Origin of the sequence: Paraburkholderia sp. BR14312 (assembly GCF_040948675.1) — a bacterium.
GTDB classification, from domain to species: domain Bacteria; phylum Pseudomonadota; class Gammaproteobacteria; order Burkholderiales; family Burkholderiaceae; genus Paraburkholderia; species Paraburkholderia nodosa_A.
In genome coordinates, this window is the sequence record NZ_JBFPKI010000008.1 from 146,596 (window position 1) to 163,833 (window position 17,238).

At 65.0% G+C, this 17,238-nt stretch carries 8 protein-coding genes; 7 read left to right on the forward strand and 1 reads right to left on the reverse strand.

All coding sequences use genetic code 11. The features are described 5' to 3' along the window. Positions 1-207: 207 nt before the first annotated feature. Entirely contained in the window at positions 208-1,059 is an 852-nt protein-coding gene (locus AB3X98_RS23235) for a hypothetical protein (protein WP_368603590.1), read from the reverse strand. Positions 1,060-1,575: 516 nt separating this feature from the next. Between AB3X98_RS23235 and AB3X98_RS23240 the strand changes: the two genes are divergently transcribed. From AB3X98_RS23240 to AB3X98_RS23270, 7 genes are all read left to right on the forward strand, one after another. After that, positions 1,576-3,144, forward strand: a complete 1,569-nt coding sequence (locus tag AB3X98_RS23240) for a multicopper oxidase domain-containing protein (protein WP_069267156.1) — start codon at positions 1,576-1,578, stop codon at positions 3,142-3,144. A 180-nt stretch (positions 3,145-3,324) separates the two neighbouring features. Next, positions 3,325-4,845 (forward strand): multicopper oxidase domain-containing protein, encoded by a 1,521-nt coding sequence (locus AB3X98_RS23245; RefSeq protein ID WP_256094931.1) that lies wholly within the window; start codon positions 3,325-3,327, stop codon positions 4,843-4,845. Positions 4,846-4,862: 17 nt separating this feature from the next. Beyond that, positions 4,863-13,130, forward strand: coding sequence for an Ig-like domain-containing protein (locus AB3X98_RS23250; RefSeq protein WP_368603589.1), 8,268 nt, complete (start codon positions 4,863-4,865; stop codon positions 13,128-13,130). Then, positions 13,127-13,621: a hypothetical protein gene (locus AB3X98_RS23255; RefSeq protein ID WP_069267155.1), complete on the forward strand. Its 495-nt coding sequence runs from the start codon at positions 13,127-13,129 to the stop codon at positions 13,619-13,621. The genes AB3X98_RS23250 and AB3X98_RS23255 overlap by 4 nt, the downstream gene beginning before the upstream one ends. Positions 13,622-13,664: 43 nt before the next feature. Next, positions 13,665-14,591 (forward strand): outer membrane lipoprotein-sorting protein, encoded by a 927-nt coding sequence (locus AB3X98_RS23260; RefSeq protein WP_342946289.1) that lies wholly within the window; start codon positions 13,665-13,667, stop codon positions 14,589-14,591. Between the two features lie 30 nt (positions 14,592-14,621). Beyond that, positions 14,622-15,458: a hypothetical protein gene (locus tag AB3X98_RS23265; protein WP_342946288.1), complete on the forward strand. Its 837-nt coding sequence runs from the start codon at positions 14,622-14,624 to the stop codon at positions 15,456-15,458. A gap of 2 nt (positions 15,459-15,460) precedes the next feature. Then, entirely contained in the window at positions 15,461-17,173 is a 1,713-nt protein-coding gene (locus AB3X98_RS23270) for a c-type cytochrome (protein WP_368603588.1), read from the forward strand. The last annotated feature ends 65 nt before the right edge of the window (positions 17,174-17,238 follow it).

A 17,238-nucleotide genomic window follows, 5' to 3' on the forward strand; every position in this document is an offset into this window, starting at 1 on the left:
GCGGTCGGGGCGCAAATCCGTACGAACGGTACGGAGAAGGCGTGATGGAAAGTGTGGGAGATTTTCGCGAGCGCGAAAATTGAGGAAGGGTGAAGCGTGCTTTCCCGCGGGGAAAGGCTGGGGCGGGGCGGAGCGTTATAGCCGCGCCGTTGCGCCCGAAATGCGTCTGGCTTTGCTTGCTTATGCGATCGCGAGGCAGATGCCGGTTCAGATCTGCAGCCGCTCGAGAACTTCAAGGAAGAGCAGCACGGCAATGAGGATGCCGATCCACCTTACCGTCAGTCTGAGGTTGAGGAGCGTCGGTCCCAGCGAGCTCACGGCTTCCGCGACGACCTTCGCCGCCCCCGCCGGGTCGCTGCTCGCCGCCGAGCCGCGCAATGAAGCCGTCGCAAAGTCGATGCGCAGATGGGTGACATAGCCAGTCGCTATGTTCGGCCATTCGACCGTGTCGTCCCCTTCATTGGGCCGCAGAAAGAGCCGGGGCTGGCGTGACGGCTCGGCCGCGGGATCTTCGGACGTATAGAGGTGTCGCATGGCCAGACCCAGCTCTACCGCGCCAAGCTGGCCGTCCGAGATCGCCTTCGCCAGCACCTGCAGGCAGGAAGGGGGAATGTGGCACGCGAGCCACCACTGATCGGGCTCTCCGGTCTCGTCATCGGCGGCATTGAAGCCCAGCCGGGCGGTGCCGAGCGCCACATCGGACATCGAGTTGCCCAGTTCGTCTTCCAGTGCGCGCAGGCCAAGCCGGTCGGCCGTGCTGACGTCGCGGGCTTCGAAGCTTACCTGAAGCACGCGCGTCGCCAGCTGCGGAAAGCCAATGATCGCAAGCTCCTGGCCGTCGAGATGCGCCACGCCGTGGAGCGACGTGGACAGAACCGGCTGCCGGTCCTGATCCAGCGGCTCGACGAGTTGCTGCGCCACCTGAAGCTGTTCCAGCTTCAACCACATCGACGTGGTGGGGTAGTACGTCCGCTTCGCGCTTGCCAGCTCGACGAGTTCAAGAGCGTGATCGTTGCGTTCGACGAGATTCACCGCCGCTCTCTTTTCCAGAAAATCCATGTTCCCCCCCACGCCGCCAGGTCCCTCGCCGGCATGAGACCAGGCAGGAGGTGAGTGCCGTCCGTCTGACCGCGTGATCGACAAGCGTCCGCGGTATTCGGGTTTGCGCGTGATGTGAATAGGGGGGATTGTACCCATCGGAAAGTTCGCCGCTATATGCCACAGGGCACATAAGAACGACATTTCAATCCTCAGATTGATTCGAAGAATCACGTCGATTCGAAATGAAAATGAAAGCCATGACGCTGCGCGAGCGTTCCCCTTGCAGACCGGAATCGAGGCATGAGGCGCCGCTTGTGTTGGCCAGGACACACTCCATCGCCCGTCAGGACCACGGCCGCGCAACGCGATGGGTTTGCCCTACTGCAAGTGTAGGGAGGTAACCCATCGCAGGCTCCGCTGCCGGTATCCAGAATCCACATACGGGTCAGTGTGACGAATGCATCAGCCCGCAACTGCAGTCGAGCGTGACGTTCAGCGCCTGACGCGCTGCTTGACCCCAAGGACGGAGGTCATATGTTCAGCATCCGCATGTGTCGCAATAGCGTGGCAGCCCTGCTATGCATGATGTTTGCGATCCCCTCATTTTCCCAATCGTTCATGGTTCAATGCCCGCCGACCACGCCGTCTCATCCGTCGGCGCTGCCCGCGGGCGCCGGCGAACCGCCGTACACGGGACCGTCCTTCACGGGCCAGACCTCGGCATCGACCGGTGTCGTCAACGGCGCCATCAAGTGCCAGCAGATCTCGGGTGGCGACGGCTATGCGACGATGGCCAACGGCGTGCAGACCTATCTGTTCGCGTTCGGGCCGTTGTCCGGTCTTGCCGACATCAAGGCCGGATTGCCCGGCACGCAGTTCGCCTCGGTGTTCAACACCGTCGGCGACCCGAGAACGGATCCGACCTACAACGGCGCGGTCGGTCTCACGCCCGATCCGGAATCGACGCCGCCTGGCCAGCTCACGGGCCATGTCGACCCGCGGCCGATCATGGACATCGGCGTGATGAACGGCAACGAGCCCGCGCCGATGATGGCGATCGACGAGGATGACGAGTTCTTCCTCACGCTCACGAACGTCGGCATGATCATGCGCCCCGACCTGTTCGAGAAGCACACGGTGCACTTTCACGGCTATCCGAATGCCTCCTCGTTCTACGACGGCGTGCCCGACGCGTCGGTCGCGATCAACATCGGCGCGAGCTTCACGTACTACTACCTCGCGCCGGATGCGGGCACCTACTTCTGGCACTGCCACATCACGCCCCCGGAGCACCTGCAGATGGGCATGGTCGGCCAGATCTTCGTGCGTCCGCGTCAGAACCGCGTGCCCGCCGGCAAGTCGCTGTATCAGTCGCTGGTGTTGCAGCAGCAGGATCTGCGCACACGGTGCGGCACCGACATTCTCTGCACGACGCCGCTGCCGCCACAGAACGGCGTGCTGCACGTGAACAATTTGAGCGGGACGCCCACGCTCTACGCATACAACGACGGCGATGGCTCGACCGCCTATGACGTCGAGTATCCGGTGCAGATCCATGGCTTCGATCCGAACTTCCACTTCGTCGGCATGACGTTCAATCCGGAGCCCTTCACCGACATGAAAGACAAGTTCTTCATGCTGAATGGCCGCAGCTATCCGGACACCGTCAATCCGAATGCGCTTTCGACGCCCGCGTCGGACGGCGTGCCGCGCTTCTCGCAACCGCTGCCGTCGCTGATCAATATCCCCGTCGGCGGCAAGGTGCTGCTGCGCATCTCGGACCTCGACGTCACCGAATATCAGACGCTCGCCTCGCTCGGTATTCCGATGCACGTGGTCGCGCTCAATGCGCGGCTGCTGCGCGACATGGCCGGCAACGACATGACCTACTACACGAACTCGATCACGCTCGGCGGCGGGGAGTCGCTCGACCTGATCCTCGACGCCACCGACACGACGAAGTATCAGTCAGGGCAGGTCTTCTACCTGTACACGCCGAATCTGGACCATCTGGCGAACGACCAGGAAAACTTCGGTGGACTGATGACCGAGGTGCACATCTGCAGGTCGGTGGATCCGAAGACGAAGGTCTGCACGCTATGAGACACATCATGCACGCGATAAAGACGGTTCATGGCTGCCCTGCCATGGACCCGGCCAGGAAGTCCTGCACTTAGGAGAAGAGCCGTGGGACACATCACTTACCGCATAGCGATCGCGACCCTCGCGCGCCTCGGACGGCTTGCACGGTTCGGCGTGGCGGCGCTCGCGGCGCTCTTCTGCATGCAGGTGCATGCGGCCGCGCCTGGCATCACGGGCACGCATTTCGACCTGCGCGCCGAGGCGAGCCGCATCACCCAGCCGGACGGCAATAGCGTCTATTCATGGGGCTACGGCTGCAATACGGCGCCGGCCGGATTTTCGCCGCCCAATATCGCCGGTGCGAATTGTCCGACCATGCAGATTCCCGGCCCGACGCTGATCGTCAACCAGGGCGACATCGTCACGGTGACGCTCACCAACAATCTGCCGGCGGCGGCGGGCAACACGTCGATTCTCTTTCCCGGGTTTGACGTATGCATGGGGACGATCGACCCGACGACGAGGCTCTGCTCCGGCACGCCGACGGGCGTGCAGGGCCTGCTCACGCGCGAGGCGTCCCACACCGTCACGGTCACCTACAGCTTCATCGCCGCTACGCCGGGCACGCACGCGTACTACAGCGGCACGCAGGGCGATCTGCAGATCGAAATGGGCATGTATGGCGCGGTCATCGTCCTGCCGACGTCGTCGCCCGGTACGCTCGCCGTGCCGACCGGCTGCAACCCGATCCAGGGGACGCGCAAGCTGCTGGATGGCCAGCCCGACTTCCGCAATGCCGCGGCGGCCTACAACCACAGCGCAGCGTGCTACGACCGCGAGTATCTGTTTCAGTTCTCCGAAATGGATCCGCGCATTCATGCACAGGCGGAGCAACAGGCCAGCAACGCTTGCACGAGTCCGACCGGCTGCATGACGGTCGAGACGGAGCCGTATCATCCAGCGTACTTCATGGTCAACGGACGCTCGATGCCCGACGACATGGACCCGAACTACGCGGCGCAATATCCGAATCAGCCATACAACGGCAACCCGCACATGCACCCCGGCGAAATGGTGCTGCTGCGGATCATCGGCACGGGGCGCTGGCAGCATCCGTTCCATGAGCACGGCAATCACGTGCGCGTGCTCGCGCGCGACGGCAACATGCTGCTCGCCAGGTCCGACGCGACCAAGGTCGCCGGCCCGCTGCTGTTCACGACCACGACGACACCGGGCCTTGCGATGGACGGGATCTTCTACTGGACGGGCAAAGGGCTCAACTGGGACGTCTATGGGCACTATCCCGGCGACGGCAGCGTCTGTATCCCGGATGCAAACGGCTACTACACGCAGGATCCGACGGCACCGAACTATTACGAGTGGTGCGCGGACCACAACAAGGCGCTCGAAACCCATCCGTTCGGCAAGGTGGGAAGCGGCGGCCCGGTGACGCTGCCCGACTCGCACGTGCTGACCAACGGCTTCTGGTACGGCGGCAGCCCCTATCTCGGCCCCGATGCGACCATGCGCGCGACTTCGCCCACGGGCACGACGCCGCCAAGCGGCACGTCGGTGAATCCACCGCAAACGGAAGCCGGCTTTGCATTCATGTGGCACTCGCACAATGAACGTGAGATCACCACGAACAACATCTTCCCTGGCGGAATGATGATGATGATGCTCGTTGATCCGCAAGCATTCCTGATCGACGAATCGAACTAGAGGCGGGGAGAACGGCGATGAGATCCACCACACTCAAGGCAAATCTGTTAGGTATGCTTAAGGCGTCGATTGCCGCTTCCGTTTTGCTGGGCGCGAGCGGGATGGCATTCGCCCAGGCATCCGTCAATCTCACTGCGAAGGCCACTACGGCCGTGATGCCCGACGGGCAGGCCGTGCCGATGTGGGGTTACAGCTGCACGGCGGCCGCTGCGCCTGCCACGTGTACGGCGGCGAACCCCGGGGCAGGGGCGAACTGGTCGCCCGTCGTCATCACGGTGCCGCCTGGGCCGCTCACGATCAATCTCAACAACAGCCTGCCCGGCTCCGTGCCGACCTCGCTCGTGATCGTCGGGCAACTGGGCGGCGGTCTGGGCACGACGGCGACGAGCATGCCGAGCCCGACGCACCCCACCCAGACCGCGACCACGTGGCCGACCGCCGCCGCCGCGCCCGGCGGGGCGACGTTCACGCCGCCGACGCAAGCGGCCCGCGTGCAGTCGTTCGCGACCGAAGTCGCGCACGGCAGCACCACTGCACTCACGTGGAGCAACCTGAACCCCGGCACCTATCTGATCGAGTCGGGCACGCACCCATCGATCCAGGGGCCGATGGGGCTCTATGGCGTGCTGGTGGTGAGAACGGCGGCCAACGGTACGACGCCTGCACAGGCGTATCCGGGCATCAGCTACGACACCGACGTGCCGCTCGTGCTGAGCGAAATCGATCCGGTGCAGAACACCGCGGTCGCCTCCGCGGTCGCGACCCCGGGCTTCAGCGAAACCCTGTCCTGGTCCGGGCAGCCGGGCGGCTGCGGCGATTCGAAGTCGACCTCGTTCGGCACCTGCTATCCGCCCACGGTGAACTACGATCCGCGCTACTACCTGATCAACGGCGTCTCGTTCGACCGCACCAATCCGGGCGCTTCGACGTTCGCCGCGACGAGCGCAGCGACCACCGGGCCGGTGATGCTTCGCTTCGTCAACGCGGGTCTGCGCATGCACGTGCCGGCCGTGGTCGGCGCGCAAACCGGCACGACCCCGGTCTCCGGCTTCGCGTTGATCGCCGAAGACGGCAACGTGCTGCCCGGCAATCCGCGGATCCAGTCGGAAGTGTTCATGGCGGCCGGCAAGACCTATGACGCGCTGGTCAACATGCCGGCCGCAGCCGCTTCCGCGCTGCCGGTGTTCGATCGCGAACTGAGCCTGTCGACGAACAACGCGCGTGACGGCGGCATGCAGGGTTACATCAGCGTGAACAACTCCACCGCGGCGTCCGCGGCCGCCGTGGCGAACGCTTCGGTCACCGGTTCCACGTATTTCTTCGTACCCGGCAAGACGCTGACCGTGTCCGACCCGGCTAGAGGCGTGGCGGCGAAGGACGCCAACGTCTACGGCGTGCAGGTGAAGACGCCACCGACTGGCGGCTCGCTCACGCTGAACCCGGACGGCACGTTCGTCTACACGCCGAGTCAAGGCACGACGGCCGACAGCTTCGTGTACCAGGCGAACGGCAATCCGAACGCGGCGGCGACGGTGACGCTCACTGCGTGCACGACGGGCAACGGGTGTCAGTCCGGACCGCCCACGGCCGGTAATGCCGCTTATACGAGCAACGTCGCCTCGCGGCTGCAGATCTCCGAGCCCGGTGTGCTCACGTACGCCAGCGATCCGAATGGCCTGCAGCTCACCGCGACGCTGGTCGGCACCCCTTCGGGCGGCTCTGTCACGCTGAATCCGGACGGCTCCTTCACGGCGAGCCCGGCAACGGCGCCAATGGGCAGCGCGGCGTCCGCGAGCGTGACGTTCCAGTACAAGGCGGTGAATGCGCAGAATACGGCGAGCAACACGGCGAGCGTGACGGTGACGTTCAAGGGCGGCAGCGGACTCGTCGTCAACGTACTCGATGCGCCCAGCACGCAGCCGGGCAAGACGCCGGTGAAGATCAGCGACTACCGCTGGATCATCGAGGAAGACCGCACGTTCCAGATCGATCCGGCGTGCCAGGTGAATTCGCCCACGCGTCCGGCGACGTGTCCGCCGCTGCCTGTGCCGAGTCTCGGTGCGAACTTCCATACGAGTTACATGCCGGTGGTGGCGGCAGGCTGTGTCGGCGTCGCCGCGTGCGAAGCGGGGCAGACGGTCTACGACCCGGTCAGCCAGACCCACCTGCCGGCGGTGTGCGACGTCGGCAACGGCGTGTGCCGGACCACGGCGGCGCAGCAGGTGCCGGTGGATCCGTCGCAGGTGGCGCTCGATCCGAAGAAGCGCTATTACATTTCGATCCTGCCGGGCAACGCGTACAACTCGTTCACGAACGGCGGCGGCGTTCCGCAGCCGGTCGACCCGACCAACCCCTCGGGCGCGCAGCGGCAGTTCGACATTTCCAAAGACTGTCCGGGCGTCGCGAACTTCGCGCCGGGCACGGGCAAATGCGGCAACGGCATGGGCGGCGCGCCCATCGCGGCCGGGCAGACTTCGGTCAATGTGTTGCTCGAGGAATCGCCATTCCCGACTGCGAAGGTTTCCGTGTTCGTGTTCGAGGACGACGCACCGCTGAACGGCGAAGTGGACGTGAGCGGCGGCACCGACACCTTCGGCTCGGCGCGCGAACCGGGCCTCGGCGGCTTTGAGATCAAGCTGTGGGACGACGCGGGCGGCAGCGGCCAGCCGACCGGACAGATGACCTACGACATGTTCAACATGCCGCTGTCCAACTCGCTGCAAGGCACGATCGATCCGGTCAGCGGGCTCAACGCGTGCCCGATTTCGACATCGACCGATGGCCTCGTCGGCATGATCCCGACCTGCCCGAAATACGAGTCGGATGGCAAGACGCTGTCGCCGCTCGTTGGTCAGGCCATCATCGCGAACCTGATGCCGGGCCGGTACGGCATCATCGCGACGCCCGCTGCTGACCGCATCGCGCGAGGCGAGGAATGGCTGCAGACGAACACGCTGGACGGCGAGAAGGCCCACGACTCGTTCATCAAGATCGGCGGCCCGGCGTACTTCCAGGAATTCGGTCCGGCGGGCTTCCACGTGTCGATCGGCTTTGCGAATCCGAAGATCATCAACGCGCGGCTGCCTTTGCTGTGCGCCACCTCGAGCTGCAACAACGGGCTCAAGGGCCGGGTGACGAACCTGCACTACAGCCGTCCGCCCGACGAGCACCTCTATGGCAGCCAGTCGCGCAAGCCGTTGAGCTTCACGCAATGCTACGTGAGCGTGGGCGATCCGGACGGTGAAGACTACGCGTTCACCAAATGCAACGCGGACGGCACGTTCAGCTTCACGGGCCTGCCTGCCGGCATAACCCGAATCACGGTGTTCGACCAGTGGAACGACCAGATCGTCGACGGGCTCGCATCGGCCGTGACGCTCGGCGGCGGTACGGTGACGGACGCGGGAGATATCGCGGTGCTTCAGTGGCAGACGAATCTCTATACGCGGACCTTCCTCGACACGAACGGCAACGGCGTGGGGGACCCGAGCAAGCCAGGTCTCGCGCTATTGTCGACCAACATTCGCTTCCGCGACGGCAGCTATTCGGATTTCAACGTCACGGACGGGAGCGGCTATGCGTCGTTCAACGAAGAGTTCCCGTTGTTCAACTGGTACGTCGTCGATACCGACCTGACGCGCTTCAAGCAGAGCGGCGTGCACGTCGTCTATGACGCGGGCGGTCCGCCGGACGGCACGCCGGGCGGCGGCAAGTCGACGATCGCCGCGAACTTCGCGAACACGCTGGAATCGGTCCATCTGCCCACGAACCTGCGGGTGCCGGGCGCGGTGTACTGCAACGACGCGGACTGCAACGACCGCTCGGGCTCGAATCCCTCGACCGGCCGGGTCGATCCGCCGTGGGTGACCACGATGGGCTGGCAGGGCTTCTCGGGCCAGAGCTCGTTCGTCGAGTTCGGCAAGACGCCCTACGCGGCGAATGAGAACGGCGGGATCCACGGCGAAGTCGTCTATGCCTCCACGCGCCCGTTCGACGATCCCACGTTGCTGATTCACACGAAGTGGACGCCCAACGTGCCGAACGTCACGGTGAACCTGTATCAGGAAGGCGTTGCGGCGGACGGCTCCACGAGCCTGAAGCTCGTCGATACGACGAAGACCGCGAGTTGGGACGACTGGGCCCAGGGGTTCCGTTCGGACGGCGTGCCGAACATGAACTGTCCGGGCCAGAGCACCAGCGATCCGTACTTCTACACGCTGCGGAACACGCCGAACTGGCTCGACCCGCAGCAGCGTGCGCTGCCGAACAACTCGCAGTTCAAGTGCTATGACGGCATGCACGTGTTCAACCAGGTGCAGCCGGCGCCGTTCGACGGCATGTACCAGTTCCCGAGCGTGACGGGCCGCGATCCGCATAGCGGCCTGCCCACCGGCACCAACTGCACGATCTGCAGCGCCAATCCCACGAAGGACGGCACGCAGATGCTGCCGCCCGGCAAGTATGTGGTCGAGATCATCGTGCCGCCGGGCTACGAACTGGTGAAGGAGGAGGACAAGAACATCCTGATCGGCGACAACTACATCGCACCGGTTACGCAGCAGTTCGGCGGCATCGGCGACATCTTCATCCTGCCCGACCAGGCGGCGATGAACTCCACTTACAACCGGAACAACCCGCAGAATCCGACCTCGAATCTCGGCTCCACCCCGCATGCCGAAGGCGACACCGGCTCCGTCGAACGCTTCTGGCCGTGTGTCGGCGAACTGCGGATCGTGCCGGACTACATCAGTCTGTTCCCGGGTTCGCAGGAAGTCTCGCCGTTCGCGGGGGCTTCGCGGAATCTGTGCGACCGCAAGGAGGTGGAGCTCACCGACCAAAGCGCGGTGCTGGCGAAGTTCTGGATCTTCAGCTCGACGCACGTCGCCGCACACTACACCGGCTTCATGCTGGACGATTTCTCGTCGGAGTTCGATCCTTATTCGCCGCAGTTCGGCGAGAAGTTCGCAGTGCCAAACGTGCCGGTGTCGTTCAAGGACTTCGCGGGCAACGAAATCTCGCGCACCTATTCCGACCAGTGGGGCATCTTCAACGGGCTGACCTACTCGACCTGGCAAGTCAACCCGCCGAACCCGACGGGCTACGCGCCGACGATGATGGTCGCCTGCATGAACGATCCGTACAAGCCCGACCCGGCGCATTCCGGCCAGACCATCAAGGACCCGCTCTATAACCCGGCATATAGCCAGTTCTGCTACGAGATTCCGTTCATGCCCGGACAGACCCAGTACATGGATACGCCGGTGGTGCCCGTCCAGGCCTTCGCGGACGGGTATAACCAGGTGGACTGCGCCTATCCGGACGGCACGCCGGGCATTGCCTCCGTGACGGGCGACGCGATTGCCGGCAATACGTCCGCGGGCAGCAACGGCGGCGCGGGCCCGTGGGTCAGTGGACCCTTGAAGACACTGACGATCACGTCGGTCGGCAGGCAGCAGGTGCCGAACCATGCGTACACAGGTCCAGCTGCCACTGCCGCGCCGTTCAACCAGAAGTTCATCACGCGCAACTACGGTTTCGGCCAGCAACGGGGCGTCGTGACGATCGCGGGCATCCCGGCGCCGGTGACGTCGTGGAGCGACGCGAAGATCACCGTGGTCGTGCCGCCTCTGCTCGGTCCCGATGCGGCCTGCACGATGCAGCAGCGCGGTGTGACGACGCCGACCCAGTGCGGCCAGCTTGTCGTCACCGCAGCGAGCGGCAAGCGCTCGATCGATGCGGTCACCGTGACGATCGGCGGCAAGGCGCCCACCTACGTGGGGGGCGAGAACACGGCGGGCAATGCAATCCAGACCGCAATCGACCATGCCGCCGCCGGCGACATGATCGTCGTCGGTCCCGGGACTTACAAGGAGATGCTGCTCATGTGGAAGCCGGTGCGGCTGCAAGGCGTGGGGGCGACGTCCGTGACGGTCGACGCCAATCCGCATCCGTCGGGCAAGCTCGACCCGTGGCGCAGGCAGATAGGGTGCCTGTTCGGCGATGCGCTGAACGGCGGCCTGATCTCCGCGAGCAATCCGTACGATCCGACCGGCGCGTACAGTTGCCTCGCCTCGATGCAGCGCAAGATCGACGGGATTCCGTTCGAGCCGACTTCCGGCTGGGATTTCAACCTCAACGGCAACCTCGCGGAGACGCTGATCGAGCCGACGCTGATGGGCGCGTACGAAGGCGCGGCCATTACCGTGCTCGGCAAGGGTGTGAAGGACGTGCTGGTGGGCGGGGTGCTGACCCAGGACCAGAACTGCGTCGCGAACGGCATCTGCACGCCGCTCACCAACAGCGCCGCGGACTGCAATACCTATCAGAGCAACTTCCTGTGCAACCCGTCGCGCATCGACGGCATGTCGTTCACGAACAGCTCGCAAGGCGGCGGCGGTATCTACCTGCATGGCTGGAACCACTACACGGAGGTATCGAACAACCGCGTCTTCTCCAACGCGGGAACGCTCACGGGCGGCATCATCGTCGGCCAGGTCGAGGTGCCCGACGGCAACATCGCGGCGAATAACGTGACCCAGTTGCCGTTCCAGTACAACGTCCACGTGAACGTGCACAACAACCAGGTCACGTCGAACGCTTCGTACGGCGACGAAATCAACTCGACCACGCCGTCTTCGGCAGGAGGAGTGACGTTCTGTTCGGGCGCCGACTACTACAAGTTCAACTACAACTGGGTATGCGGCAACATCAGCAGCGGTGACGGCGGCGGCGTCGCGCACTTCGGCTTCAGCTACAACGGCGACCTGTCGCACAACTGGATCCTGTTCAATCAGAGCAACAACCCGACGCTGCCGACGTACGGCGGCGGGCTGATCGTTCAGGGTGTGCCGCCCGACGGCACCTTCTGCGAGAACGCGGCCACCGACGTCGACTGCGCGCCGCAGCTCTCGGACGGCGCGGGCCCGGACATCACGATCGACGGCAACCTGATCGTCGGCAACACGGCGGAAAGCGGCAAGGGCGGCGGCCTGCGGCTGCAGAACGTCAACGGCACCGACGTGCAACGCAGTCCGAACGACAGCTCCAGGTGGTATCGCGTGAAGGTGACGAACAACATCATCGCGAACAACGTGGCGGGCTGGGCGGGCGGCGGCGTGTCGCTGCAGGATGCCGTGGCGGTGAGCTTCATCAACAACACGGTCGTCTCGAACGACTCGACGGCGACGGCCGGCGTGCTGTTCAACACGTCCGCTGCGTCACAGGCCAACGTCGGGCCGCCGAACTGCACGACCTCGGGTTCGGAAACGACGTGCCAGCCGACCACGACGTCGCAGTACGAGCCGGCCGGCCTCGAGACCGCGCGCCACACGCAGAACCTGGTGGCGGCATTCACGAGGCCGAACGTGAAATGCCCGGCGGGCCACCCGGACTGCACGACGTTCTCGAACCCGGTGCTCACGAACGACCTGTTCTGGCAGAACCGCACGTTCTACATCACGGTGGGAGGACTGGATCCGGGCATTGCGGGGCTGCAGAACGTGGTCACGCTCAATCCGTCGCTGAATCAGGCCGGGCACGCCACGGGCTATTGCGATCCGAAGGCGGTCTACTGGGACATCGGCGCGTTCGGCGACACCGGCGCCGCCAACCATGGGTCCGGTCTGACGATGAACCCGCAGTACTCGATCCTGACCGACGCCGGCGACTATCCGAACGCAAACAACAGCGGATCGAATCCGGACGTCGTGCATCAGTACTGCAATGGTGCGCGCGTGCCGCCGGAGGCGGGTGGCATCGGCATCACGGTGCCCCCGGGCATTGCGGACACGGTGCTGCCGAATCCGTTGTTCAGCCTGCTGCCTTCGGCGACGCCGGACGAGGGCAACAACTGGATCAACATGTCGTACGGTCCGCTGTCGCTGTTCAACGAGGCGCGCACGGGCGCGCAACGCAACACGCTGCTTGGCAACTACACGATCCCCGGGACCTCGCCGGCGGTCAACCATGCCACGGCAGCGGGTGCGCCGAATCGTGACATCTTCGGCACGCCGCGGCCGCAGCTGGGTGGCTACGACATCGGCGCAGTCGAGTTCGTGAGGCCCGGCGTATTCGCCTCGCAGCCGTATCCGCTCGCGCTTGGCGTCAACGATCCGGTGACGCTGCTCGGATTGTTGCAGGGGATCCTGCCAAACGCCGCGAACAGCGGAGGGCTGCCCGGCATCGGAGGCGCACAGGGCAATCAAGGCCAGCCTGCGCTGCCGGTAGGCACGCCGCCCGCAGTCACGACGCCGGCGGGTCTGAAGACACTGGGAGCGTTGCCATGAGCCAGCGTCTGCGCCGGACGCCGCGGGTCGTGCTGCTGGCCGGCAGTATCTGTCTCGTCGCCGCCTCGCTTCAGCCGGCGGTCGGCGAGGCCGGTGCGAGCGCGGCGGCGAAGCAGTCGCCGTACTCGCCGGCGAGCCTGCCGCAGCGCGCGCGGGGCTATTACGAACTGATGCAGGGCATCGACCACCTGAGCGTGCGCCGCACGGCGTCGGGCAACCTGATCCGCTTCAGCTATCGTGTGACGGACCCGGTGGCCGCGCGGCCGCTCGGCGAAAAGACCGCGACAGCCGTGATGTTCGGACGCACGAGCCATGCATTGCTCGAAATCCCGGTGATGGACAAGGTTGGGGCGCTGCGCCAGAGCGGTCCGCTGGAAACCGGTCAGGAGTACTGGATGGTGTTCTCGAACAAGGGCGGTCTGATCAAGGCCGGGGAGCGCGTCGACGTATTCGTGGGGTCGTTCCACATCGACGGGCTGATAGTCGAATGAATGCACAAACGCTTTTCACGCGCAGACGAAGAGGAGATGACTCATGAACCGCTTTCTTTCGCTGGCGATCCGGACCGCGTCGGTGGTGACGCTCGCGGCAAGTGCTCCCATCGCGCTCGCGGGGTCTTCCGCGGCGAGCGCCCAGACTGCGGGCGCGGCGCACATGAGTGCCGCGCAGATCGTCGAGCGCAACGTCGCCGCGCGCGGCGGCCTGCAGGCGTGGCACGCGGTCAACACGATGACGATGTCGGGGCAGCTCGAGGCGGGCGGCACGAAGAACACCAAACTTCCTTTCACGATGACGCTCAAGCGCCCGCGCAAGAGCCGTATCGAGGTCCGCTTCAACGACCAGACGGCATTCCAGGTCTACGACGGCGCGCAAGGGTGGAAGGTCAGGCCGTTCCTCGGCCGCAATGAAGTGGAGCCCTACACGCCCGCGGAGGCCAAGGCGGCCGCGTCATGGGCCGAACTGGATGGGCCGCTCATGGACTATGCGGCGAAAGGCACGCGCATCGACGTGCTCGGCATGGAAATGGTCGAGGGCCACCGCGCGTATGTGCTCAAGTTGACGATGAAAGACGGCACGTCGCGCCGCGTATGGATCGATGCGGCCAGCTTTCTCGAACTGAAGGTCGACGGCGATGCGCGCAAGCTCGACGGCAAGATGCACAACGTTGCGATCTTCTATCGCGACTATCGCAAGGAGGGCGGCCTCGTCATGCCGCATACGCTCGAAACGGTTGTCGTCGGCGCAAGAGGCACGCACAAGCTGATCATCGATAAGGTTGCGCTGAACCCGCAGGTGGACGACACCGCGTTTGCCAAGCCGCAGGTCACGGTGGCGAAAGTCACGCACCCCGCACCGGTCGTCAGCGCGAACCCGGCGCCGAGCCCGCGTCCGGCGGCGAGTGCGAACCCAGGCGCAAATGCAGGGGCGCACCCGGGCCCGCGCCAGAGCGCAAGCCATTAGCCGCTGGGTGCCCCCATGAGGTTGACGGCCATGAAACCAGTCGCAGTATGGGTGCTCGCCGGCAGTGTCGCCGCGGTCGTGTTCGCGGGAGAGCAGATCCCCGCGCACGATCTGAGTGCCGATGAGATCGTCCAGAAGAACGTCGACGCGAGAGGCGGCCTCGACGCATGGCGCAAAGTCCAGACCATGATCTGGTCCGGCCACGTGGATAGCGCCAATGCGCCCGCGCCGGACCTGCCGTTTGTCCTCGCCATGAAACGCCCGAACAAGACACGCTTCGAGGTCACTGTGTACAACCAGAAGTCCGTGCGCGTATTCGACGGTAGACAAGGCTGGAAACTGGGTCCGAACGGCATGGGCAGCGCGACGCCGCGGCCGTACTCGATGGACGAGGCGACGTCCGCGCGCGACGAGCAGGTGATCGACGGGCTCCTGATCGACCATGAAGCGAAGGGCGTCACCGTTACGCTCGAGGGCAAGGATCAGGTGGGCGGGCGCGATGCGTATCGCCTTGCCGCAAAGCTGCCTTCCGGTGTGATCCGCCATGTGTGGATCGACGCTCAAACGTTTCTCGACGTGCAGGTCGACCGCCAGGTGCGCACGCCGCGTGGGCAGACGGTCGTCGTGGACGTGAACTACAGCGACTTCAGGAGCGTCGAGGGGCTGCAGATACCGCTCGAGATCGAGAGTGGGGCACCGGCGTCCGACAAAAAGGACAAGCTCACGATCGACAAGGTGTCGCTCAATCCGGCGCTGGACGATGGCATCTTCACGAGACCCGCACCGCCGCAGATGCACCGCAAATCGGTTTCGATCGACGTCGATGCCTCGCCGGCGCTGCCCGGCGCGGGACATCCGTCGCCCTGATCATGAAGCGCACGGCAAGCGGGCCGAGAGGCCGCACACGGGCACCGTCGCGGGCCACGCGATGGTTGGCTCCATGCGCGTTGCTCGCCGCGCTGATCGTGCCTGTGCACGAGGCGCGTTGCGCGCCTGCCGCCCCACCGGTCGCGACGGCGAGCGCCGGGCAGGCGCTCTATCAGCAGGGCGTACTGGGTTCGGGCGACGCGCTCGAAGCGATGCACGACGGGGGCGTGCACCTGCAAGGCGCAGCCGCGGCCTGTGTGAACTGTCATCGACGCAGTGGCCTCGGCTCGCGGGAGGGCAACAGCAGCATTCCGCCAATCAGCTGGCGCTACCTCGTCGAGCCGCGCACGCAAACTCCGGAGGATCGCGACTTGCCGTACGTTCCCGGGATGCGCGCCGAACGTGAACCGTACACCGAGGCGACGGTCGCCCGCGCGATTCGCGAAGGCATCGACTCCGAAGGCAAGCCGCTCAGCAGCCTGATGCCGCAGTACGCGCTGAACGACGCCGATATGCAGGCGCTGATCGGCTATCTGAAGCAGCTCGATCGGCGCAGGCCGACGGGTGTCACCGATACCGTGCTGCACTTCGCGACCATCATCACCCCCGATGCCGACCCGGTGAAACGCGCGGGCATGCTCGATGTGCTCACGCATTACTTCGCCGACAAGAACGTCTTTCCGCTCGGTGCGGTGCCGCCGTTGCGTTCGTCGCGCAAGATGATGTTCATGGTCAATCGCCGCTGGGAACTGCACGTGTGGGAGCTAAAAGGTCCGCCGGACACCTGGCGCGGGCAACTCACGCAGTTTCTGGCCCGGCAGCCGGTGTTCGCGGTGTTGTCGGGTCTCGGCGGCAAAAACTGGGCGCCGATTCACGACTTCTGCGAGCAGGAGGCCGTGCCGTGTCTCTTTCCCAACGTCGAGGTGCCGATCGAAAACGATCGCGACTTCTATTCCGTGTACTTCTCGAAGGGCGTGCTGCTCGAGTCGGAGCTGATTGCGGCGCGCATCGTCGATGAAACCGGCGCGCCGCAGGCGCAGGGCACGAAAGAGGCGAAGGCGCCGACACACGTCTGGCAGGTCTATCGTACCGGCGACAACGGCGAACGCGGAGCGCAGTCGCTCGCCACGGCGCTGGCGGCTCGCGGCATTGCGGTATCGAATCACGCACTCGCCCCGGGCGAGGGCATTGCAGGTGCGCTGCACGGCATACCGCGCTCGGATGTGCTTGTGTTGTGGCTGCGTCCGCCCGATATTGCGGCGCTCGCGCGGATCCCTCCAGCGACGCATACGGTGTTCATGTCGGGCCTCATGGGTGGGCTGGATAGTATCCCCTTGCCGACGAGTTGGCGCGGCGTCACGCGCCTTGCGTACCCGTTCGATTTGCCGGAAGGGCGGCGCGTGCGCGTCGACTACGCGTTCGGCTGGTTCTCGATCAGACAGATACCGATGGTGGCTCCCCAGGTGCAGGCGGACACCTACCTCGCCTGCGGTCTGCTCGCCGAGACCCTGAGCCATATGGTCGATGCGTTCGTGAGGGACTATCTGGTGGAGCGGGTTCAGGACATGCTCGAACGCCGCATCCTGACGGGCTACTATCCGCGCCTGACGCTGGCGCCGGGGCAGACATTCGCGTCCAAGGGCGGCTATATCGTTCGCTTTGCCGGGCCGGACCACATCAAGCTCGTCGCCGATGGGGACTGGATCGTGCCGTGAGATCGATGGCGCTTTGCGGGGCGTGTCGTGCATCTGCACACTTTCGACGGAAAGCGGGAAGCTCA